This window comes from Acinetobacter sp. SAAs474 (assembly GCF_032823475.1).
Classification (GTDB): domain Bacteria; phylum Pseudomonadota; class Gammaproteobacteria; order Pseudomonadales; family Moraxellaceae; genus Acinetobacter.
Window position 1 is genome coordinate 2,983,779 of sequence record NZ_CP127915.1, and the last position, 21,366, is coordinate 3,005,144.

Below are 21,366 nucleotides of genomic sequence, written 5' to 3' on the forward strand. Positions count from 1 at the left end.
TTTGAAATCTAATACTGATCTGTTTAGAAATAGCCTTCTTGCTTTTTCTTTTCCATCGAGCCTGCTTCATCATGATCAATCATACGACCTTGACGCTCAGAACTGGTGGCAAGCAACATCTCCTGAATAATTTCAGGTAAAGTATTGGCTGTTGATTCAACTGCACCAGTCAATGGATAACAGCCTAATGTACGGAAACGTACTGATTTCATTTGTGGGACTTCGCCCTCTTTTAAGCGCATACGCTCATCATCAACCATGATCAGTGTACCACTTCGCTCAACCACTGGACGCTCTGCTGCTAAATATAGCGGTACCAAAGGAATTTGCTCTAAATAAATATATTGCCAAATATCGAGCTCTGTCCAATTCGACAATGGGAATACACGAATACTCTCACCCGGATTCACTTTACCATTGTAAAGATTCCAAAGTTCAGGACGCTGGTTTTTAGGATCCCAACGATGTTTTGAATCACGGAATGAATATACTCGTTCTTTTGCACGTGATTTTTCTTCATCACGACGTGCACCACCAAACGCAGCATCAAAGCCATATTTATTCAATGCTTGTTTTAAGCCTTGAGTTTTCATAATGTCTGTATATTTAGAACTGCCATGATCAAATGGATTAATTCCCGCATCTTTACCCTCTTTGTTTTGATGAACAATCAAATCAAAGCCATGCGTTTTTGCCATATTGTCACGAAAAGCAATCATATCCTTAAACTTCCATCCTGTATCCACATGTAATAATGGAAATGGAAGTTTGGCAGGGTAAAACGCTTTAAGCGCTAAATGCAGCATGACTGCTGAATCTTTACCAATTGAATAGAGCATGACCGGATTTTCAAACTCGGCTGCTACTTCACGAATAATATGAATACTCTCAGCTTCTAGCTGTTTAAGATGAGTAAGTCTTTCCTCATTTATTGACATCAAACGCACCGATTTTTTATGACAGGATCTGTGTTTAATACACATTCAACAATATAGATATTCATTATAGTGATTTAGTTATGCAAACTATTGCTTGTTTTATTATATTGATATTCAAAAACATCATATAAAGGTTTTTTGATATCATTTATAAATCAAACTGAGATTAATATCAGTTCACTATACAACTCCATTTAATATCATGTTGACCACTAATAGCTCTAAGTTAATATTTAATTCCTCTCAACAACCACTTCACAGCAATACAAAATACTTTTACAGTAAATACTGTTTTTTGCATGGTATCTTCAGCTCACAATGCCCTATAGTCATTTTAATCTTGAGACATTAAAACAATATCTAGAACAAGCACATCTTGCCGGCTTTATTTATCAACATCAACAACATATGCTGATATTACAAGAACCATTAGATGAACAAGGTCATCGGCTAAATAATTTTATTCAACATGAACATTCAACTGATCAATTGGGTTTACAATTTGGTCTACGACTTTTGCAACAACAATGGCAGTTTATCGTCGGTGTGACACACAGTAATCAAGATCGTGCTTTTGAAATTGGTGCAACACATTTAAAAGGCGATGACCGTGCTTTCAATTTATTATATGCTTTTTATAATTATCCAAAAGGCTTTTATCAGGTTGTCATGCCTTTAGCGGCAACAACAGACCAGTTAGAGCATGCCATTGAACAACAGTTATTTGCATTAACCTCCATGACGTTTTTAAATAGTGCACTTAAAACCAATCCTCTTGGAGAGCAAGTATATTGGATGAAAGCCTTTATTATCCAACAAGCACTAGAAATGAAAGTCCGTATTCAAACCAGTTTGCTCTAAAATATCGAATGGAGCCCTAAATAAAAAAGCCACTTTATACAAAGTGGCTTACAAACTAACATTAATTTAATTTTTATGACGCATATGCGGGAATAAAATAACATCACGAATACTTGGTGCATTTGCAAATAACATCACCAAACGGTCGATACCAATTCCTTCACCCGCTGTTGGCGGTAAACCATATTCAAGTGCTTCAATAAAGTCTGCATCATAATGCATTGCTTCATCATCGCCAGCATCTTTTTCAGCTACTTGAGCTTGGAAACGTTCAGCTTGGTCAATTGGATCATTTAATTCAGAGAAACCATTGGCCAATTCACGACCACCAATAAAGAACTCAAAACGATCGGTAATATGTGGATTATCATCGTTACGACGTGCGAGTGGAGAAGTTTCAGCCGGATATTCCGTAATAAAAGTCGGTTGACGAAGTTTAGTCTCTACCGTTTCTTCAAATACAATCGTCTGCAATTTTCCTAAACCAAAACCTGGTTTTACTTGCTCTTTGAGTTCAGTTTGAATAAATTGCGCTAAAAACTCACGATCTGCGACGTTTTCTGGCGTAAATTGAGGATTATGTTCCAAAATTGCATCAAACATAGAGATTTTCTTAAATGGACCTTTAAAGCTATACACTTCATCACCATAAGGGACATCGGTCGAACCTAAGATATCAATTGCCAATTTTTCCAACATATTCTCAGTTAAAGCCATCAAATCTTTATAATCTGCATAGGCCTGATAGAATTCAATCATGGTGAATTCTGGATTATGACGTGTAGAAACACCTTCATTACGGAAGTTACGGTTAATTTCAAATACACGTTCGAAACCACCGACAACCAAACGTTTTAAGTAAAGCTCTGGTGCAATACGTAAAAATAATGGCATATCCAAAGCATTATGATGTGTTTCAAATGGACGAGCTGATGCACCACCGGGAATTACATGCATCATCGGTGTTTCAACTTCCATAAAGCGTTCATTGCTGAGATAGCTACGAATACCTGAAACTACTTTGGCACGAATTTCAAAGGTTTTACGTGTTTCTTCATTAACGATCAGATCGAGATAACGTTTGCGATATTTAACCTCTGTATCGGTTAAACCATGAAATTTATCTGGAAGTGGACGTAAAGATTTTGTTAACAGTTCAAAATGTTCAATATGCACATAAAGATCACCTTTACCTGAGCGACCAATATAACCTTCAACCGCGATAATATCGCCTAAATCTAGACCCTTGATCTGCTCTAGAACTTCACTGCTCAATTCTTTACGTGCAACATACAGTTGAATACGACCAGTCATATCCTGAATGACGATAAATGAACCGCGATTCAGCATGACACGTCCTGCAACTTTTACATAAACAGGTTCGGCTGCTTCTATATCTTGCTTCGATTGCTCAGCAAATTGTAATTGTAAATCCTGTGCATAATGCTCACGCTTAAACGTATTTGGCCAGGGGCTAACGCCCTCTTGTTTGGCGTGATCTTGAATCTGCTTTAACTTGGCATGACGCTGTGCAATTAAATCGTTTTCGGAAATGTGTTGTTCAGAAGTCGACTGAGCGTTATTTTGCGTCATTTCTGCCTCGAATAAATTGATAAAAACTAAAGTCATATAGCATAGCAGATTTCAAACATAATGCGCAGGGGAAAATAATCAGCAAAGCTGAAAATCAGCAAAATAATCGCCCTATCTTGCTTTATTTGCATCACTGGTGAGATATAACTTGCCGTTATTGTATTTTACAGTATGAATATTATTTGCAATCCATATTTGCATTTGTCATGCAACATCGATCAATAATTAATTTAATTCAGCATCAGTCTTTTTTGTTGAGCGCAATCACACTTTGGCCTTTACTCGCATATCACTGATTAGACCAAAAGCTAACTTGGCTATTGAGCTATTCATACTACAATGGGATTAATGATGCATTGAAAAACTATTTAATTTAAATCAAAGATATAATGTGACTGAAAATAATGAGTGCAACTATTCCCCATACCAAAGTGCTGTATTTTCACGGCTTAGACTCTTCACGCGAATCTAAAAAATTTAATGTAATCGATTTAGAAAAAAAATTTTGTATTAATGTCGATTATCGCAATCTATCCTTTCAAAGTGTTGCTGATTTTTATGATAATATTATTCAAAAAATTACACCTGATATTATTGTTGGGCACTGTGTTGGCGGTTATTGGGCCTTAAAATTATCACTGGCTTACCAAATTCCCTGCGTGATCGCCAATCCAAATCTATTTCCAGATTTTCGTGATGACTACCCTGCTATCTTAGATCATGATCTTGACCATGACATTCCTCAATTTGCTTATTTGGAACTGGGAGATGAGATACTCAATATGCATGAAATTAAAGCACATTTAGAAAACTATATGCCAATTACAGCAGTAGATACAGGGCATCACCAATTACAACATCCTGAAAATATTAACCCATTGATTCAACAAATTGAATCTGCTTTTTTAAACAAATAAAAGCCATATATCATGGCTTTTATTTGTTGATTGATCTAAGTAGGTATCATCCGTTACACGCATAGATTCACATCATGTAAAGGCAAGCTATATTGAATATTTACTACAGATCTTGCCTAATCAAGATCTGTTTTATACCTCATTAAGCCGCAGTATCTGGCTTTGATTTATCATCCAATACCGACCAAATTGGTAAACCCAAATCCTGATGAAGGTCTTTTAAATCCAGAAAAACGCTTACACCTAAAACTTGGTGATCACATTTAGTCATCAATTGCTTAACAGCACGTAGTGTTCCACCAGTTGCCAGAACATCATCGACAATAATGACCTTTTGTGCAGCGATATCGGCAGACATTTCTAAACGATCCAGACCATATTCTAAGCTATAACCCACACCAACAACTGGTGGTGGAAGTTTACCTGCTTTACGAATTAAAATTAGGCCCTTATTTAAGCGTTGCGCCAATAAGCTTGCCAATACAAAGCCGCGTGCTTCTACAGCAACAAAACTTTCCACTTCCGCTAATTTATCTTCAGGAATACTGGCAATTAAGGCATTGGTTAAAGGACCAATATTGTTCATAAAAAGCGGAGTGAGGTCATAAAAACAAATGCCTGGTTTAGGAAAATCTTGAACCGTACGAATATGTGACCACAATTTAGCAGATAAGTTAATCATAGGAGAAAAATTAATCAAAACGACAATATTTGAATTTTACAATTTATTTTAAATTATAACCAGTCAATAAATTAAAATAGCAGTAATCTTAATACTGCCTAGAAATTTAAGTATTATCCTATTAATGATGCAATAAAAAACATAACTACATGATTATTTTAACTAGGGCGTGTCCTCATTTGAAGAATAATATTTAAACGCCTAGAATTAGGCTCTACTTTATCTCCATTTCAATATTTTTCAATGGCACGTACTCTTCTCACAGATGATATTTGGCAACAGATTCAAGTAACAATGAAATTTCATGGTTGCTATAGCTCAAAGAACAGTAGAAATATTATGGAAGCTATTTTATGGAAACTACGCACAGGTGCGACATGGCGTGATATTCCTCAAGAGTTTTGCCCTTGGAAAACTGCTTATAACCGTTTTAATCGCTGGGCTATGAAAGGCTTATGGGATAAATTTTTTTCAAACTACGAGGCAGCTTGGACCAAGAATGGGTATTCATTGATGGAAGCTACATACGCGCGCATCAGCATGCAAGTGGAGCTCGGCATGGCTTCGAGCGTGCAATTGGACAATCTCGTGGAGGACTCACAACAAAGATTCATCTTGCAACCGACGCGAATGGATTACCGATTGATTTTAAAATCACTGGGGGTGATGTCCATGACAGCCAAGTTGCAGAACACCTAATAGATCTAATTGAAACAGCAGATTATCTAATCGCGGACAAGGGATATGATTCTGAATATATCAGGAAGTCTGCTAGAAATCGAAAAATGATACCTATTATTCCATTAAGATCAAATAGTAAGAAATTCAATCTTGATTTTGATAAGTACTTATATTGCTTAAGACATTTAGTTGAGAATGCCTTTGCAAGATTAAAACACTTCCGTGCAATAGCAACTCGATTTGATAAACTCGCACGTAATTATCAGTCTATGATTTATATCGCCTGCATGTTCATTTGGTGTAAATCTAAATGAGGACACACCCTAATTAAAATATAAATTTTTTTTAAATAATTTTTTTACATTAAATCGCTTAAAATTAAAACAAATAGCCGCAATATAAATATTAATTTAATTAATAAATTAATGTGAAATATTAATAAATTTTAAAAAATAAAAATTATGAATAGGATCAGCATTGGTTTTTTCTACCAAATCAACTATAAAACCTTTAAATAATCACTGACTATTTTTTAATGACTGGTGATGTCGATCTATGGTCATTAGATTTCATGTTATTCATACAACAAATCTTGTAACCATGTTGCAGTTGCCAATTTTCATTTAAAATCCATCGATATTAAATTCATCACACAGATCAATCCTATAAGTTCTGTTTATTTTTAATACAGTTAATCAAAAAATTAATACTTTTTCTCGTTATAGCCTTGACCAATAAGCGTTTGCCTCATAGAATGTCGATCATATTCTCCCATAGCTCAGTCGGTAGAGCGACGGACTGTTAATCCGCAGGTCCCTGGTTCGAGCCCAGGTGGGAGAGCCAAGATTTCAAAAACCCACTCTATTGAGTGGGTTTTTTATTGGATTAAGATGACATCCCGTGTTTGATTCAAGTCAATTTACGTTTTTTATGATTGGTTGTGCTGCAACACTGGCATTAATCATGTTAATTTTTCAACCATCGAAACAGCCACGACAACAATTTTTTCCAAAACGCATTCTCACAACATTTGAAACAAAAATGTTTTTACGGCTTAAAGAAAGTTTTCCAGAATACGATGTACTGGCCCAAGTTGCGTTTAGTGCATTAATTACACATCAAGACTATAAAATTCGAGCTAAATTTAATCGCAAAGTTACTGATTTTGTTTTACTCAATCGTCAGACTGATGTTATTGCTATTATTGAACTCGACGATCCAAGCCATATCGGCAAAGAACAAGAAGATGCAGAAAGAGATCGCATGCTATTTGCCGCAGGTTATCTGGTATATCGTTATACCGAAATACCTTCAGTACAAGTATTAAGAAAAGATATTATTGCAAACTCAAGCAGAAAAACACGTCCGTCAGTAAAATGATGCTTATATGACGATCAACTGCTACGATCATCATTTATCCAAAGCAGCTTCACGTATTATTATCTCTGTAGCCAGCACCGAACTCGCAGCATCTTGTTGTGCAGCTTTAGCTTTGCTACGTTGAATAATTTCAGCATGTTGCTGCTTATAGATTGCTTGATTTTTAGCATCACTATTAATCGCTAAAAATGCCATACTGATGATAAAGATAGGAATCAATAATCCTAAGCTTGCCAACGCTATAATTTTTTTATGCTGAATTAAAGTCGAAAAAAATTCCATATACAATCCAGAATTAAAGCATTTAAAAATACCAAACCACAAACAATATGCTACTTATCAATTCAATCAACAACTTAGATAAATAGACTTAAAAAGAAGATAGCTGCATAAAAATTCCAGCAAAAATCAATATACCGACCCACCGATTATGCCTAAATGCCCAAAAGCAACGCTGTGGATCTCGATTTTTAGTTTTTGTCCATTGGTAGATAAAATCAATCATCACCAACAATAATGCAATCAAACCAAAAGGCATAAGCATATTTTTGAGATATAAAGCACTGCCGATTAATACGATACTCAGTGCTTGTAATAATGAAATAATTTCAATATCAAAACGACCAAATAAAATCGCGGTTGATTTTACGCCAATTTTTAAATCATATTCACGATCAGTAATCGCATATTGTGTATCATATGCCACCGTCCATGCCAAATTACCAAAGTACAATAACCAGCAAACCCAATCCAAAGGCTGACCGACTGCGGTAAATGACATGGGAATTCCCCAAGAAAATGCCATACCCAGTACCACTTGTGGTAAATGTGTGTAACGCTTCATAAATGGATAGATAAAAGCCAATAACACAGCGACTAAAGCACAGTAAAACGTTGCAATTGGTAGAAAAAATAAGGTACATGCACTCGCTGCAACCAAGATAAAAAAAACAACCAGTGCTTCTCGAGCAGAAATAATACCGGTTGCCAAAGGACGATTTTTTGTCCGCTCCACATGTGCATCAACTTTACGATCTGCATAGTCATTAATTGCACAGCCTGCAGCACGCATAAAAATAGTCCCCAAGGCGATAGCCAAGAGTGTCACCATATCAGGTATACCTTGTGAAGCAATCCACAGCGCCCACATGGTTGGCCAGAACACCAACTCTGTTCCAATTGGTTTATCAAAACGACATAAATAATAATACGCTTCTAAACGTTCACGCCAAGTGATTTGCTGTGCGAAGGCCATGACTACCCTTTTTTAAATATCAAACGATGAATGCTGTATCGCAAGAAATTTTTCAAATTGTGCTAAAAAAGTTTCTTGAACAATGAATTTACAACCGTGCCAAGTATAACAGCTCTGACGTGTCCAGCCATCTTCTAACCATACAACACGTCGCTCACATAACGGTTGTGTACGCTGGAACAGAAAAAAACCAATCGGCCTCGTACCTAAATGTTGAAAAATACGTGCACGCTTTTGTAAACTCAGAATTGGAAATATACTCTTTGCTCTGACCCAAGCCTGATGTTCACAGCCATATAAATACGCATCTCTAACCCAAGACGTATGCTGATAAGGTAAGTTCATCCACTGTGCATCATGAAAATTTAAACGCTCAAAGTGTTGCTGTATTGGCTCAACTTTAAACTTCCCCCCCGCTAAATCAGTTAACTGCTTGGTCAATGAACCTGGGGCAAATAACCACGGTTGTAGTGCTGCTGGAATTGTGCTTTTGTTAATCGCAAATCGCTGTTTATTTCGCATATATATAGAATTTTTCCATTCCTTCATTTAAAAATATCATCATTCATAAAGGATGATGAAAATCTTCAGCAGTTTCTACCCAATATTATCATACAGCGTATGACGATAGCCCACGATCGCTATGCCATGGATGTTAGACAATAGATTAGCAATGATCTGTTTTTGCAATTGATTCAAATTGACCTTGTGCTGTTTTAATTAAAATCATACCTTCGGTACTCAAATAAAATACTTCAGGATAAGGATAATCTAAAGCCTGCTCAGGATGTTTTAAGCCAACAAATTGTACCTGTTTATAGCCTTCAGCCGTATGTCCAAGCTCAATATAAGTCACCATAGAAAAATTCATTTTAAATCCTTTACGATGATCATGGCGATCTATCCAAGGATAAAAGCTGGTATGTTTTTTACGCGGTGCCATAGATTTCTCATCATCAACTTAATCACAAAACATATCATACAAAAAACCCGCATAAATATGCGGGTTTTTATAACAACAAAGTATACGAATGAATTACAAGCTGTAATACATATCAAACTCAACAGGATGCGTCGTAGTATTTAAACGGCGTACATCTTCTGTTTTAAGCTCGATATAAGCATCGATCATTTCTTTAGTGAATACACCACCTTTAAGAAGATAATCATGATCTGCAGCAAGTGCTTCTAATGCCATATCTAAGCTATGTGCAACAGTTGGTATTTTTGCTTCTTCTTCAGGCGGAAGATCATACAAGTTTTTATCTGCTGCTTCACCTGGATGAATTTTATTTTGAATACCATCTAGTCCTGCCATTAATAATGCTGCAAAACCTAAGTATGGGTTCATCATTGGATCAGGGAAACGCGCTTCGATACGCTTACCTTTTGGATTAGAGACATAAGGAATACGAATTGATGCTGAACGGTTACGTGCAGAGTAAGCCAGCATAATTGGTGCTTCAAAATGTGGTACCAAACGCTTGTATGAGTTAGTTGATGGATTAGTTAATGCATTAAGTGAACGTGCATGTTTAATAATACCACCGATAAAGTACAGCGCCATTTCTGAAAGACCGGCATACTCATCACCAGCAAATAGGTTTTTACCATCTTTAGAAATTGACATGTGTACATGCATACCTGAACCATTATCACCCACCATTGGTTTAGGCATAAAAGTGGCAGTTTTTGCATATTGATGTGCAACATTCCATACAGCATATTTAAACTGTTGTACTTCATCTGCTTTACGTACCATGGTATTAAAGCTCACACCAATTTCTAGTTGGCAAGATGCAACTTCATGGTGATGTACTTCAACACGTCCAGGCCCCATAATATCTTCAATTTTTGCACACATATCAGCACGCATATCTTGTGAAGAATCTACTGGAGGTACAGGGAAATAACCACCTTTTACACGTGGACGGTGACCAGAGTTACCCGCTTCATAATCCTTGCCTGTAGACCAAGCTGCTTCTTCAGCGATCAAGGTATGACGTGCGCCAGACATATCAATGTCCCACTTCACTTCGTCAAACACAAAGAATTCTGGTTCTGGACCAAAAAATGCAGTATCACCAATACCAGTTGATTTTAGGTATTCTTCAGCACGACGAGCAATAGAGCGAGGATCACGTTCATAGCCTTGACCTGTAGAAGGTTCAATAACATCACAAGTGACCACCACTGTTGGCTCAGCAAAAAACGGGTCGATAAAACCAGTTTCTGCATCTGGACGTAGAATCATGTCAGAAGCTTCAATACCCTTCCAACCTGCAATTGAAGAACCGTCAAACATTTTGCCGTCTTCAAATGTATCTTCGTCAACAGTGTCTGCTGGATAAGTTACATGTTGCTCTTTACCCTTAGTATCAGTGAAACGAAAATCGACCCATTTTGCGCCACTTTCTTGGATGAGTTGAAGGACCTTGTTCGCCATGCTCATTTTGCTCCGATGTTTTTTATTGCACCCATGAAGTGCGTGTTAGTAGTTGGCTGTTATTAAGCAATTACCATACCAACTTTAAAGAGATCAGCTAAAATACTGAATTCCATATCAGAAAACACGACATGTCGCTTCCTCTTTGGCACTATTATACTGGCTAAACTTAGAAATGCACCATATTCAGCCATACTTGATCAGAATTATTCACTGTCATTTTTAAATTAGCACTACTTTAGTGCAAATTTTAACAATCTATCGCTTAAAACTGATCATGACCAATCATAAATCCACATCATGAGTGCATCAGATCATAACATCTGTTTTACATTGACTTGTAATTACCGATTTAGAACCGATAAAGAAATCAAAAACTATACGTAAAAATCTGCTAAAGTAGCGATTTAAAGATAACAACTTTTTATTTGGTTAAAAAAGTTGAATATTCTTCTAAGTGAGTAACATGGTGAGTAACTAATCCTACAACCTCTGTTATACATAAATTAAATCAAAAGGTTACGTTCAAAATGCTTTTAATGATCGACAACTATGACTCTTTTACCTATAACATCGTGCAATATTTTGGCGAATTAAATCAAGAAGTAAAAGTAGTCCGTAATGATGCCGTTTCTTTGGAAGATATTGAACGATGGCAACCGAAGTATTTGGTCATAGGTCCTGGCCCTTGTTCCCCCTCTGAAGCTGGTATTTCCATTCCAGCGATTCAACATTTTGCTGGAAAAATTCCATTACTGGGTGTCTGTTTAGGACATCAAAGTATTGGACAGGCTTTTGGTGGCAATATTATTCGCGCCAAAAAAGTCATGCATGGCCGTTTATCCGACATGTATCACAGCAATAAGGGAATTTTCAGTGATCTACCTTCTCCATTTTCAGCAACACGCTATCATTCACTGGTGATTGATCAAGCAACCTTGCCTGAATGTTTAGAAGTCACCTGTTGGACCAATGAAATAGATGGCAGCATCGAAGAGATCATGGGCGTTAAACATAAGACACTCGCTGTTGAAGGCGTGCAGTTTCATCCCGAATCAATTCTTAGTCAACATGGTCATCAAATTTTCCAAAACTTCCTCAAAATTTATGCATAACGAGTAAAAGTGCAATCATGAATATTCAACAAGCGTTAAATCATATTACAAAAAACATCCATCTGACCCAGTCACAAATGGAAGACGTTATGCGTAGCATTATGTCAGGTGAAGCCACTGATGCACAAATTGGTGCACTGATGATGGGCTTACGTTTAAAGGGTGAAAGTATTGATGAAATCACCGCCGCTGCACGTGTGATGCGCGAGTTAGCCATTAAAATTGATGTTAGCGATCTACCCTATTTAGTTGATGTAGTTGGTACTGGTGGCGATGGGCAAAATTTATTCAATATTTCAACAGCTTCAGCATTTGTCATTGCTGCTGCCGGCGCTACCATCGCCAAACATGGTGGCCGTGGTGTATCCGGAAAATCAGGTTCTTCAGACTTACTTGAACAAGCAGATATTAGCTTGGAACTCAATATGCAACAAACGGAACGCTGTATTCGAGAATTAGGAATTGGTTTTTTGTTTGCACCCAATCATCATAAAGCCATGAAATATGCTGCCGGTCCTCGCAAAGAACTCGGCATACGCACCTTATTTAATCTGCTAGGGCCATTAACCAATCCCGCTGGCGTTAAACGCTTTGTCATTGGAGTATTTTCGAGCGAACTATGCCGCCCAATGGCAGAAGTACTCAAACAGCTTGGTGCTGAACATGTCATGGTGATTCACTCAAAAGATGGCTTAGATGAGGTCAGCCTCGCCTCTTCAACCTATGTAGCAGAACTCAAAGATGGACAAATTACAGAATGGATGATTACACCAGAAGATGTTGGAATTAACTCACAAACATTGACTGGCCTCACCATTAACAGCGCGAGTGAAAGTTTAGCGCTGATCAAAGATGCTCTAGGTAAACATAAATCTGAAAAAGGTGAAAAAGCAGCTCATATTATTGCGTTAAATGCAGGTGCTGGTCTTTATGTTTCAGGCTTAAGCTCTTCTTATCAACAAGGTGTTGCCCTTGCGCATGATATTATTTATGGAGGGCAAGCGCTGGAAAAAATGGGAATTCTATCTGAATTTAGTAAAACATTAAAAGCCTATGAAGCTTAAGGAAAATAGGAATAACCCACATGACCGATATTAGAAATACGATTTTAGGTAAAATTGTCGATCGTAAAAAAGAAGAATTTCAGCAACGCTTAAAACAGCGTCACTATAAAGATTTAGAAGCATTGGCACAGGAAGCAACACCTGTACGTGGTTTTGCTCAAGCACTCACCATGAAAAAACCTGCAGTTATTGCTGAAATTAAAAAAGCTTCTCCTTCCAAAGGAATTATTCGCCCACATTTTAATCCTGCTGAAATTGCTCAACAATATGAACAAGCAGGTGCTGCATGTTTATCTGTATTGACTGATATTGACTTCTTTCAGGGTGCAGATGAAAACATTCAAATTGCACGTCAACACTGCCAGCTTCCTGCTTTACGTAAAGACTTTTTAATTGATCCTTATGGTGTCATTGAAGCACGCGCATTACATGCGGACTGTATCCTACTGATTGTGGCCTGTCTCTCTGATCAACAGTTAGAGGAAATGTCAAAAACAGCATTTGAACATCAACTGGATGTATTAGTTGAAGTTCATGATGAAGATGAACTTGAACGTGCCTTAAAACTCTCAGAGCGTTGCTTATTGGGCGTGAATAATCGCAACTTAAAAACTTTTGATGTCGATTTAAATACCTCATTACGTCTAAAAGCACAAATTGATCCAAGTCGACTGCTGATTACTGAAAGCGGTATTGCCACACCAACAGATGTTGAAATAATGCAACAAAATGATATTCATGCATTTTTAGTTGGCGAAAGCTTTATGAAGCAGCCTAGACCGGATCATGCTTTTAGTGCGCTATTTGGTCAACCACAAACACTATAAGCATCTGTCTACCTATCTAGTCAAAAGTTAAGCTCAATCGGTCACGATTGAGCTTGACCCAAATTAAAATCATGCATACTAAGATAAAATCATAAAACTACAACTACATAATAAACAGCACCAATCAGCATGATTATGCTGCATATAGCTCAATTTCATTCTGGATCAATTCAATATAGTTCAAATTATCTCTATTTCAGACTATAATCATGGTCCATTTTTATACTTGCTTATTGTTGTCACTTATGAGTAAACATGATTCTTCGCTTTCAAAAGACCAATTCAAGTTATTGAAGGCGTTTAAAAAGCAAATCACCCAACCTCATTCGTCTACAGCGATAGCCTCTGCTGAGCCGAGTAAAGCAACAGCTGTTGCTGATGCAGAAGATGATCAGGCTTTATTTCAACGACATATGCAAGGTGTGGAAAAAATCCCCCATGCAAATACAGCAAAAATTAAAAAAAATATCGTTCAAAAACCCAATGCCCAAGTCTTAGCAAAACGTGCTGCAGCTATGGGCCCAATGGAAATAGATCAGACAGAATTATCAGATACTCAAGCCATGCTAAATCCCGTTGCGAGCCAAGCCACATTAAGTTATCGTATCGGCACCTTACAACATAAAGTTTTTGAAGATTTAAAAGCTGGCAATTTACGCTGGTTTGAAGCTGTTGATTTACATGGCTGCACTGTAGAAGAAGCGCGTATTGCCGTGTTACAAATTATTCAAATGGCTAAAGATGAAAATCAAAATGTGATTAAAATCGTGCATGGTAAAGGTCCTGAAGCGATTTTAAAAACCTATGTCAATGGATGGTTACGTCAACATCGTGATGTTTTAGCATTCGTCAGTGCGCCTGAAAAACAAGGGGGTACAGGTGCTGTACTGGTCTTGCTTAAGCGAGCAGAAAAAAATCCCAAGTTTAAACAGTAATCGTATTATTTTCTAAAAGACGCCATTCTGGTAGTTTTCTGCTACAATGCCGTCCTTGTTCAATCTCAGTGTACAGTGAACACGCCTTATGTCTATGCAGCAATCCTATGCAAATATCCTCACTTCCGTTGGCGAAGATCTGAATCGTCCTGGTCTTAGCAGCTATGGGCCCAATGGAAATAGATCAGACAGAATTATCAGATACTCAAGCCATGCTAAATCCCGTTGCGAGCCAAGCCACATTAAGTTATCGTATCGGCACCTTACAACATAAAGTTTTTGAAGATTTAAAAGCTGGCAATTTACGCTGGTTTGAAGCTGTTGATTTACATGGCTGCACTGTAGAAGAAGCGCGTATTGCCGTGTTACAAATTATTCAAATGGCTAAAGATGAAAATCAAAATGTGATTAAAATCGTGCATGGTAAAGGTCCTGAAGCGATTTTAAAAACCTATGTCAATGGATGGTTACGTCAACATCGTGATGTTTTAGCATTCGTCAGTGCGCCTGAAAAACAAGGGGGTACAGGTGCTGTACTGGTCTTGCTTAAGCGAGCAGAAAAAAATCCCAAGTTTAAACAGTAATCGTATTATTTTCTAAAAGACGCCATTCTGGTAGTTTTCTGCTACAATGCCGTCCTTGTTCAATCTCAGTGTACAGTGAACACGCCTTATGTCTATGCAGCAATCCTATGCAAATATCCTCACTTCCGTTGGCGAAGATCTGAATCGTCCTGGTCTTAAAGATACGCCTATGCGTGCTGCGAAAGCTTTTTCATATTTAACCTCTGGCTATACGCAATCCCTGACAGAAGTGACCAATAATGCGGTTTTCCCTTCCGATAATCGTGAAATGGTTTTAGTTAAAAATATTGAGTTTTACTCTCTTTGTGAACATCATTTATTGCCTTTCCATGGCCGTGTACACATTGCTTATTTACCTGAAGGACAAGTACTTGGACTGTCTAAATTCGCACGTATTACAGAAATGTTTGCACGTCGCTTACAAATTCAGGAAAACTTAACCCAACAGATTGCCGAAGCCGTTGCAGAAGTCACTGGCGCACGTGGTGTTGCAGTCATGATTGATTCCGCACATATGTGTATGATGATGCGTGGTGTGAGTAAACAAGAGTCTACCACCCGTACCGTATCTTTTATTGGTGATTTTAAGACCCATAAAGAAGAACGTCGTGAATTTTTAGCAGCCGTACCAGAACATTACTAAACCACTGCTCACTGGTGTTTACACATCTGATGTGAGCAGATTTCAATATGCTTAACACGCTCTGTGTTAAGCATCATTGAGTTTCCAAAATCCATTTGGCTTACGCTGTCCCAATATTGCCAATACCAAAACCAAACTCAGTAACAACAATAAATACCATGATCCTAACTTACCCCATCCCACCATATGCCATGCATCCACCTGACTCGGATACAACCAAATCTTGTTAAAAGTACTAATATTTTCTGCAATCCAAATAATAAATGCCAAAATAAACAGTACTGGCAACATGGGTAGTTTCAGTTGAGTATGCTTTAACTTAAATGTGATCTTGGTGTTCCAAAAAATGACAATACTCCAAATAAATAAAAAATTACGTATATCTGGAATAAAAAATTTTGACATAAAGTTAATATAAGAACAGCATGCCAATGCCATCATATTGGCAAAACTAGGTAGATATTGAATCGATACATGATAAAGACGTAATGTCCGTGCTAAAAAACTTCCCACCGCAGAATACATAAATCCGGCAAATAAAGGCACAGTATAAATTTTAAAAATGGCAGGCTGTGGATAATGCCAAGAACCAATAGCAGGACTGGTTAGAAAAATTTCCATAACCATTGCCATCACATGAAATAGGGCAATGACTTTGGCTTCAGCCCAAGATTCTAACTTGCTATACAATAAACATGCTTGAATAATCAGTGCATAAAACAATAAATAATCATAGCGGAAGAAACCATAATACAGATGATCTCCCATAGGAGATGTCAATATAAATGCCGCCAAGAGCAATATTCCAAATAAGGCAGCCGAAACTGCCTTATATGAAAACTCAAATAAAGATGAGAAAAATACCGACATATAGCAACCTTAAAGATATTTGGCACTATATTCATGAACAGTATCAATAAAGATTTTTGGCTTCTCTGGATCGACCCACTGTGTAATTCCATGTCCTAGATTAGCAATATAACCTGTTTTTTCGCCTTGAGCATATGCATCATCCAACATGGCGGTGGTCGCTGTAATAATACGCTCAGACGAACCATATAAAGTTGCAGGATCTAAATTACCTTGCAAAGCTGTACGCCCATCAACAGTTTGACGAGCAATATTTAATGGTGTCGTCCAATCCAATCCTAAAGCATCCGCACCAGTTGCCACCATCGCATCCAACCATTGGCCCCCACCTTTAGTAAACAAAATAACAGGGATTTTGCGACCTTCTTTTTCACGCTGCAAACCAGCAACAATTTTTTGCATGTAGTGTAAAGAAAACTCAAGATATTCGCGATGTGCCAACGCACCGCCCCAACTATCAAAAATCTGTACGGCTTGTGCACCTGCGTCAATCTGTGCATTTAAATAATCAATCACGGCATCTGCTAAACGTGCCAATAAAGCATGTAAAACTTCTGGCTGTGCATACATCATTTGCTTGGTAAAACGAAAATCTTTACTGGAGCCCCCTTCAATCATATAGGTTGCCAAGGTCCAAGGACTACCAGAAAAACCAATCAGAGGGACTTGCCCTGCCAGTGCTGAACGAATGGTACTCACGGCATTCATCACATAAGCCAAATCAGATTTGGCATTAAACTGAGGCAAATTGGCAACATCCGCCTCGCTACGAATGGTTTTATGAAATTTAGGACCTTCGCCTGCTTCAAAATATAATCCCAACCCCAAAGCATCAGGAACAGTTAAAATATCTGAAAATAAAATTGCGGCATCTAAATCATAACGGCGTAAAGGCTGTAGCGTCACTTCACAAGCAAAATCAGTATTTTTACATAATGATAAAAAATCACCTGCTTGAGCACGTGTCTCTCGATATTCTGGTAAATAACGGCCTGCTTGTCGCATCATCCATACTGGCGTAGTGTCTACAGGTTCGCGCAACAAAGCACGTAGAAAACGATCATTTTTTAAGGTCGTCATTTACCTATCCTAATGTTAATTTTAATCTTAAAAGCATCATAACAAAAAGCAACGACTTTGAATAATCACATCAGAGGCTATTGATATTTCATCAATCGTTGACATGATCAGATCAAATAGAATCATCATCACTCAAAGCGATTATTTTATCAGCCATCATATAACATGGCTTCATCATGATTGCTGATCAATATACCCATTTATTGGTATCAAAATACTCGGCATACCCACTAATAATACAACCTTTTTATAATTTATTTAGATGATATCAAATGAAAAATAACCGATATATTCAGGTTAATATGCTCTAAATCATGATCATGTGTTATTTCTTAATCGAAGAAAATTACTGTAACAACAATATGATTTAATAGTAATTTTATCTATTTTTAACCACCAATATTATTCATCTGTATGCACAGATTTTTTGTAGTGAAATCATAAAACTGATTTTTATACAAACATTTACTGCAACTGTGATTTTTTTCTGTAATAATTATATGGTTTTTAAAATTTTAATGCATAATTCTTAAGGCTGAATTACATGTTCGTTCGCACATTACTCGCAATGAGTTTAAGCTGCATTTTTGCAGGTACAGTATTTGCTGCACCTAATGCTGAACAACCTTTAAATCCTAAAAAAATGACTGATATTGCTGTAGAAGATCCAATCGATCCTTTAGCAGTTGAAGCCTCAGCCACACAAAGTGCTTCAGAGGCAAAAATTACCTTACAAGAACAAAAGGATTTAGATCAGGCTTCCCGAACACTCGATCAATTACAAAGAAGTGAAGATAGCACTGCAGATAGCGGCATCGCTCCAGCAAGTGAAGCAAAAACAGAGAAAACTTCGACATCAACAAGCAACAGCAGCAACCCTGCCAGTACCAAAGCAACTTGGACTTTAGAAGGTCTCAATAATGCCCAGTGGTACGACAATATTGGTAAAGGTCAACTGCCTGTTTATGCTCGTGCACACGTCATGCTCAATAATGCTCATGCATCACCTGGTGCAATTGATGGTTCTAGTGGTCAAAATACCCTCAAGGCAATTTCAGCATTTCAACAAATGAATGGTCTTGCACCGACAGGTATCTTAACTAAAGAAACATGGGATAAACTGATTGAAAAACAGGCAGCAAAGCCTGCATTTGTGGAATACATCATTACTGATGCTGATTTAAAAGGGCCTTATGCCAAATCTATTCCACGTGACTATGCCTTACAAGCAAAAATGCCTGGACTATATTATACCCGCGTGTCAGAAATGCTGGGGGAAAAATTCCATATGGATGAAGATTTTCTTAAAAAATTAAATCCAAATGCTAATTTTAATAAAGTGGGCGAAAAAATTATTGTTACCAATGTCCGTAATAACTTGCCTGAAGACATTCATTTGATTGTGGCACATAAAGGTGCAAGACAACTGTATCTGTTTAACAGCAAAAATCAAATGATTGCATCATTCCCTGCAACGATTGGTAGTTCGGATACACCATCACCAACGGGTACCTATAAAGTTACAGGTGTTGCACCAAATCCTTGGTATAGTTATTCACCAAGCAACTTCGTACAAGGTAAAAACCTTAAACCACTGTCATTACCACCAGGTCCAAATGGTCCTGTAGGTAATATCTGGATTGGCTTAAGTAAAAGATCATTTGGTATCCATGGTACACCAAATCCATCTGCGATTTCAAAAACAGCTTCACACGGCTGTATTCGTTTAACCAACTGGGATGCCAATGATTTAGGCCGCAAAGTTAAATCGGGCGTGACTGTCAAATTTTTAGAATAAAGCATAGATTTTGAATCAATATCTGGATCACTTAATTATCAGTGCTGTTAGAAATGATTGATCAAAATCGACCTTATTTACCAAACCGATCAGCATGCACTCATCAGGCATGCTGATTTTTAATCCACATCCTCCAAATCAAATTGTTGCAAAAAAAGAACACAGCCTTGCCAAGCTGGCATGTATTGCACAACAATAAAACAATAAAATAGCAATCATGTTAAAACAACGATAGATATTCCATCATGAACGCATATTTACATCGTAATGAAGAACGTGGTCATGTCCAAATAGATTGGTTAGACTCAAAACACAGCTTTTCATTTGGTCAATGGTATAACCCTAAATACATGGGAGTAAGTGTATTACGTGTCATTAATGATGACACCATTGCTGCACATCGTGGCTTTGGCACTCATCCTCATGACAATATGGAGATTTTAACCTGTGTGCTTGAAGGTAGCCTGACCCACAAAGACAGTATGGGTAATGAAGGACAAATCAAAGCTGGTGAATGGCAATTAATGAGTGCAGGGACTGGTATTCAGCATAGTGAAATAAATCATGGTGATATACCTGTTCATCTGTTACAGATTTGGATTCATCCTGATGTTAAAAATGCTGAGCCTAGTTATCAACAAATCCAACTTGATCCTCATCATCAACCCAATCAATGGCATGTGATTGCAGGTCCGAATGACAATGCAGCTATGCATATTCGCCAGCAAACGGAAGTCAAAACAGCTGTATTACAGGATCATCAACACTTGGATGTAGCATCACAATTTGGTTTAAATTATATTCATGTAATCCGTGGTGTGATTGAAATAGGGGATTACATTATCCGTGCTGGCGATGCGCTGGTATTGAGTGACGTAACATCGATCTATGCATTAGAAGAAAGCCAATTGATCTGGTTTGATCTACCTGCACGATAACATGAATAAATCCTCTCTAAATTCATTGCTCTATCAAGCATAAAATTTTAATGCAACATCAGTAATTCATTCTGATGTTGCAGTATTCCAATTATTGTTTAATCAATATGGCAGTTTCCGTTTGTTGGGCATAAATAGCTTTCCATTGCTGCCATCCTATTATTGCTAAAATGACAAACGCAGCATATAGCCCAGCAGTTAAATATAATTCCTGATAGATAAACATCATCACATAGATCACATCGACAATAATCCACAATGACCATGTCTTAATATATTTTTGTGTACTCCAATAGGTTGCCAGCAAGCTAAATGCAGCAAGTTGTGCATCCAACCAAGGTACTGCTGCATCAGTCCAATATGCCAATATCGCACCAAACAGACCGCCTAAAATTATGGTGATCAAGATCTGATAACTACTATTTAGGATAGTTAAGTTACTCACCAGCACCTGATGTTGTTGCTGTAAGCCTTTTTTCCAAGTGATATAGCCATAGATCGCCATCAACATGAAAAATAATTGTAAGATGGTTTCAGCGTATAATTTAAACTCAAAAAATAAAATGGCATATAACACATAAGACAGAAAGTTAAAAAACCAACAGTAAAGATGTCTTTTTATGGTCAAAAAAACCGCAATAACACTAATAATAACTGCAATAATTTCAAATAATGACATTGATTAAGTTCAAAAAAGAAAACTGAATTATGGAAATTTATCAAAAAAAGACAAGCACAAATGATAAAAATGTTGTCATT

At 37.3% G+C, this 21,366-nt stretch carries 21 protein-coding genes, 1 tRNA gene and 4 pseudogenes; 15 read left to right on the forward strand and 11 right to left on the reverse strand.

What is annotated here, in order from left to right; genetic code table 11:
- Positions 1-23: 23 nt before the first annotated feature.
- Complete coding sequence (gene cysD, locus QSG86_RS14850; protein WP_317032602.1) at positions 24-932, reverse strand: sulfate adenylyltransferase subunit CysD; 909 nt, start codon at positions 930-932, stop codon at positions 24-26.
- A gap of 324 nt (positions 933-1,256) precedes the next feature.
- Here cysD and QSG86_RS14855 point away from each other — a divergent pair, with 324 nt between their 5' ends.
- Positions 1,257-1,799: a hypothetical protein gene (locus QSG86_RS14855; protein WP_317032207.1), complete on the forward strand. Its 543-nt coding sequence runs from the start codon at positions 1,257-1,259 to the stop codon at positions 1,797-1,799.
- Positions 1,800-1,865: 66 nt separating this feature from the next.
- On the opposite strand, the gene lysS is transcribed toward QSG86_RS14855, so the two are convergent.
- Positions 1,866-3,392 carry a lysine--tRNA ligase gene (gene lysS, locus QSG86_RS14860; protein ID WP_317032208.1) on the reverse strand — a complete coding sequence of 509 codons (1,527 nt, stop codon included), beginning with the start codon at positions 3,390-3,392 and terminating at the stop codon, positions 1,866-1,868.
- A gap of 404 nt (positions 3,393-3,796) precedes the next feature.
- Here lysS and QSG86_RS14865 point away from each other — a divergent pair, with 404 nt between their 5' ends.
- Positions 3,797-4,309, forward strand: a complete 513-nt coding sequence (locus QSG86_RS14865) for a YqiA/YcfP family alpha/beta fold hydrolase (RefSeq protein WP_317032209.1) — start codon at positions 3,797-3,799, stop codon at positions 4,307-4,309.
- A 142-nt stretch (positions 4,310-4,451) separates the two neighbouring features.
- Here the strand turns inward: QSG86_RS14865 and QSG86_RS14870 are convergent, their stop codons facing one another.
- Positions 4,452-4,991, reverse strand: a complete 540-nt coding sequence (locus QSG86_RS14870; RefSeq protein WP_317032210.1) for an adenine phosphoribosyltransferase — start codon at positions 4,989-4,991, stop codon at positions 4,452-4,454.
- 243 nt (positions 4,992-5,234) lie between these two features.
- On the opposite strand from QSG86_RS14870, the gene QSG86_RS14875 reads away from it, so the two are divergent.
- The 3 genes from QSG86_RS14875 to QSG86_RS14885 all read left to right on the forward strand — a co-directional run bounded on the left by QSG86_RS14875 (position 5,235) and on the right by QSG86_RS14885 (position 7,052).
- Positions 5,235-5,986, forward strand: a protein-coding gene (locus QSG86_RS14875; protein WP_410487449.1) for an IS5 family transposase whose coding sequence is annotated in 2 segments (ribosomal slippage) — positions 5,235-5,457 and positions 5,457-5,986 — 753 coding nt in all. Because the reading frame shifts where the segments join, the coding sequence is not laid out codon by codon here.
- Between the two features lie 453 nt (positions 5,987-6,439).
- Positions 6,440-6,515 (forward strand) — tRNA-Asn (locus QSG86_RS14880).
- Between the two features lie 57 nt (positions 6,516-6,572).
- Complete coding sequence (locus QSG86_RS14885) at positions 6,573-7,052, forward strand: DUF2726 domain-containing protein (RefSeq protein WP_317032211.1); 480 nt, start codon at positions 6,573-6,575, stop codon at positions 7,050-7,052.
- Between the two features lie 30 nt (positions 7,053-7,082).
- On the opposite strand, the gene QSG86_RS14890 is transcribed toward QSG86_RS14885, so the two are convergent.
- From QSG86_RS14890 to glnA, 5 genes are all read right to left on the reverse strand, one after another.
- Complete coding sequence (locus tag QSG86_RS14890; RefSeq protein ID WP_317032212.1) at positions 7,083-7,334, reverse strand: hypothetical protein; 252 nt, start codon at positions 7,332-7,334, stop codon at positions 7,083-7,085.
- 88 nt (positions 7,335-7,422) lie between these two features.
- On the reverse strand, positions 7,423-8,307 hold the full coding sequence (ubiA, locus tag QSG86_RS14895) for a 4-hydroxybenzoate octaprenyltransferase (RefSeq protein WP_317032213.1): 885 nt from the start codon (positions 8,305-8,307) through the stop codon (positions 7,423-7,425).
- 12 nt (positions 8,308-8,319) lie between these two features.
- Complete coding sequence (locus QSG86_RS14900; protein WP_317032214.1) at positions 8,320-8,829, reverse strand: chorismate--pyruvate lyase family protein; 510 nt, start codon at positions 8,827-8,829, stop codon at positions 8,320-8,322.
- A 145-nt stretch (positions 8,830-8,974) separates the two neighbouring features.
- On the reverse strand, positions 8,975-9,250 hold the full coding sequence (locus QSG86_RS14905; RefSeq protein ID WP_317032215.1) for a hypothetical protein: 276 nt from the start codon (positions 9,248-9,250) through the stop codon (positions 8,975-8,977).
- Positions 9,251-9,343: 93 nt separating this feature from the next.
- The gene (gene glnA, locus QSG86_RS14910) at positions 9,344-10,759 is read right to left on the reverse strand and encodes a type I glutamate--ammonia ligase (RefSeq protein WP_317032216.1); all 1,416 of its coding nucleotides are present in this window, start codon (positions 10,757-10,759) and stop codon (positions 9,344-9,346) included.
- A gap of 524 nt (positions 10,760-11,283) precedes the next feature.
- On the opposite strand from glnA, the gene QSG86_RS14915 reads away from it, so the two are divergent.
- The 8 genes and pseudogenes from QSG86_RS14915 (at position 11,284) to folE (ending at position 15,921) form a co-directional block, all read left to right on the forward strand.
- Positions 11,284-11,868, forward strand: coding sequence for an aminodeoxychorismate/anthranilate synthase component II (locus tag QSG86_RS14915; RefSeq protein ID WP_317032217.1), 585 nt, complete (start codon positions 11,284-11,286; stop codon positions 11,866-11,868).
- A gap of 17 nt (positions 11,869-11,885) precedes the next feature.
- A complete protein-coding gene (gene trpD, locus QSG86_RS14920; protein ID WP_317032218.1) occupies positions 11,886-12,932 on the forward strand; it encodes an anthranilate phosphoribosyltransferase in 1,047 nt (348 codons plus the stop codon).
- A gap of 20 nt (positions 12,933-12,952) precedes the next feature.
- Positions 12,953-13,759, forward strand: a complete 807-nt coding sequence (gene trpC, locus QSG86_RS14925; protein WP_317032219.1) for an indole-3-glycerol phosphate synthase TrpC — start codon at positions 12,953-12,955, stop codon at positions 13,757-13,759.
- A 245-nt stretch (positions 13,760-14,004) separates the two neighbouring features.
- Positions 14,005-14,086 (forward strand): annotated as a pseudogene (locus tag QSG86_RS16700) (DNA mismatch repair protein MutS); the annotation flags it as partial.
- 71 nt (positions 14,087-14,157) lie between these two features.
- Positions 14,158-14,694 (forward strand): annotated as a pseudogene (locus tag QSG86_RS14930) (Smr/MutS family protein); the annotation flags it as partial.
- An 88-nt stretch (positions 14,695-14,782) separates the two neighbouring features.
- Positions 14,783-14,851, forward strand: a pseudogene (locus QSG86_RS14935) (GTP cyclohydrolase I FolE); the annotation flags it as partial.
- 31 nt (positions 14,852-14,882) lie between these two features.
- A pseudogene (locus QSG86_RS14940) lies at positions 14,883-15,278 on the forward strand (Smr/MutS family protein); the annotation flags it as partial.
- Positions 15,279-15,372: 94 nt separating this feature from the next.
- On the forward strand, positions 15,373-15,921 hold the full coding sequence (gene folE / locus QSG86_RS14945; RefSeq protein WP_317032603.1) for a GTP cyclohydrolase I FolE: 549 nt from the start codon (positions 15,373-15,375) through the stop codon (positions 15,919-15,921).
- 66 nt (positions 15,922-15,987) lie between these two features.
- Here the strand turns inward: folE and QSG86_RS14950 are convergent, their stop codons facing one another.
- Together QSG86_RS14950 and hemE are read right to left on the reverse strand one after the other, a co-directional pair.
- Entirely contained in the window at positions 15,988-16,791 is an 804-nt protein-coding gene (locus QSG86_RS14950) for a DUF817 family protein (protein WP_317032221.1), read from the reverse strand.
- A 9-nt stretch (positions 16,792-16,800) separates the two neighbouring features.
- Complete coding sequence (hemE, locus tag QSG86_RS14955; protein ID WP_317032222.1) at positions 16,801-17,871, reverse strand: uroporphyrinogen decarboxylase; 1,071 nt, start codon at positions 17,869-17,871, stop codon at positions 16,801-16,803.
- Between the two features lie 544 nt (positions 17,872-18,415).
- Here hemE and QSG86_RS14960 point away from each other — a divergent pair.
- Together QSG86_RS14960 and QSG86_RS14965 are read left to right on the forward strand one after the other, a co-directional pair.
- Positions 18,416-19,669 carry a L,D-transpeptidase gene (locus QSG86_RS14960; RefSeq protein WP_317032223.1) on the forward strand — a complete coding sequence of 418 codons (1,254 nt, stop codon included), beginning with the start codon at positions 18,416-18,418 and terminating at the stop codon, positions 19,667-19,669.
- A 245-nt stretch (positions 19,670-19,914) separates the two neighbouring features.
- Positions 19,915-20,607, forward strand: a complete 693-nt coding sequence (locus tag QSG86_RS14965) for a pirin family protein (protein WP_317032224.1) — start codon at positions 19,915-19,917, stop codon at positions 20,605-20,607.
- 91 nt (positions 20,608-20,698) lie between these two features.
- Here QSG86_RS14965 and pnuC read toward each other — a convergent pair whose 3' ends face one another.
- Positions 20,699-21,286: a nicotinamide riboside transporter PnuC gene (pnuC, locus tag QSG86_RS14970; RefSeq protein ID WP_317032225.1), complete on the reverse strand. Its 588-nt coding sequence runs from the start codon at positions 21,284-21,286 to the stop codon at positions 20,699-20,701.
- Between the last annotated feature and the right edge of the window lie 80 nt (positions 21,287-21,366).

Bases quoted from the DNA above. Each gene is read 5' to 3' on its own strand.
- QSG86_RS14900 (WP_317032214.1), bottom strand. From the start codon at position 8,829: ATGCGAAATAAACAGCGATTTGCGATTAACAAAAGCACAATTCCAGCA.
- pnuC (WP_317032225.1), bottom strand. From the start codon at position 21,286: ATGTCATTATTTGAAATTATTGCAGTTATTATTAGTGTTATTGCGGTT.
- lysS (WP_317032208.1), bottom strand. From the start codon at position 3,392: ATGACGCAAAATAACGCTCAGTCGACTTCTGAACAACACATTTCCGAA.
- trpC (WP_317032219.1), top strand. From the start codon at position 12,953: ATGACCGATATTAGAAATACGATTTTAGGTAAAATTGTCGATCGTAAA.
- QSG86_RS14865 (WP_317032209.1), top strand. From the start codon at position 3,797: ATGAGTGCAACTATTCCCCATACCAAAGTGCTGTATTTTCACGGCTTA.
- ubiA (WP_317032213.1), bottom strand. From the start codon at position 8,307: ATGGCCTTCGCACAGCAAATCACTTGGCGTGAACGTTTAGAAGCGTAT.
- QSG86_RS14965 (WP_317032224.1), top strand. From the start codon at position 19,915: ATGAACGCATATTTACATCGTAATGAAGAACGTGGTCATGTCCAAATA.
- QSG86_RS14890 (WP_317032212.1), bottom strand. From the start codon at position 7,334: ATGGAATTTTTTTCGACTTTAATTCAGCATAAAAAAATTATAGCGTTG.
- QSG86_RS14905 (WP_317032215.1), bottom strand. From the start codon at position 9,250: ATGGCACCGCGTAAAAAACATACCAGCTTTTATCCTTGGATAGATCGC.
- QSG86_RS14960 (WP_317032223.1), top strand. From the start codon at position 18,416: ATGTTCGTTCGCACATTACTCGCAATGAGTTTAAGCTGCATTTTTGCA.
- QSG86_RS14855 (WP_317032207.1), top strand. From the start codon at position 1,257: ATGCCCTATAGTCATTTTAATCTTGAGACATTAAAACAATATCTAGAA.
- QSG86_RS14870 (WP_317032210.1), bottom strand. From the start codon at position 4,991: ATGATTAACTTATCTGCTAAATTGTGGTCACATATTCGTACGGTTCAA.
- folE (WP_317032603.1), top strand. From the start codon at position 15,373: ATGCAGCAATCCTATGCAAATATCCTCACTTCCGTTGGCGAAGATCTG.
- glnA (WP_317032216.1), bottom strand. From the start codon at position 10,759: ATGAGCATGGCGAACAAGGTCCTTCAACTCATCCAAGAAAGTGGCGCA.
- hemE (WP_317032222.1), bottom strand. From the start codon at position 17,871: ATGACGACCTTAAAAAATGATCGTTTTCTACGTGCTTTGTTGCGCGAA.
- QSG86_RS14915 (WP_317032217.1), top strand. From the start codon at position 11,284: ATGCTTTTAATGATCGACAACTATGACTCTTTTACCTATAACATCGTG.
- QSG86_RS14950 (WP_317032221.1), bottom strand. From the start codon at position 16,791: ATGTCGGTATTTTTCTCATCTTTATTTGAGTTTTCATATAAGGCAGTT.
- trpD (WP_317032218.1), top strand. From the start codon at position 11,886: ATGAATATTCAACAAGCGTTAAATCATATTACAAAAAACATCCATCTG.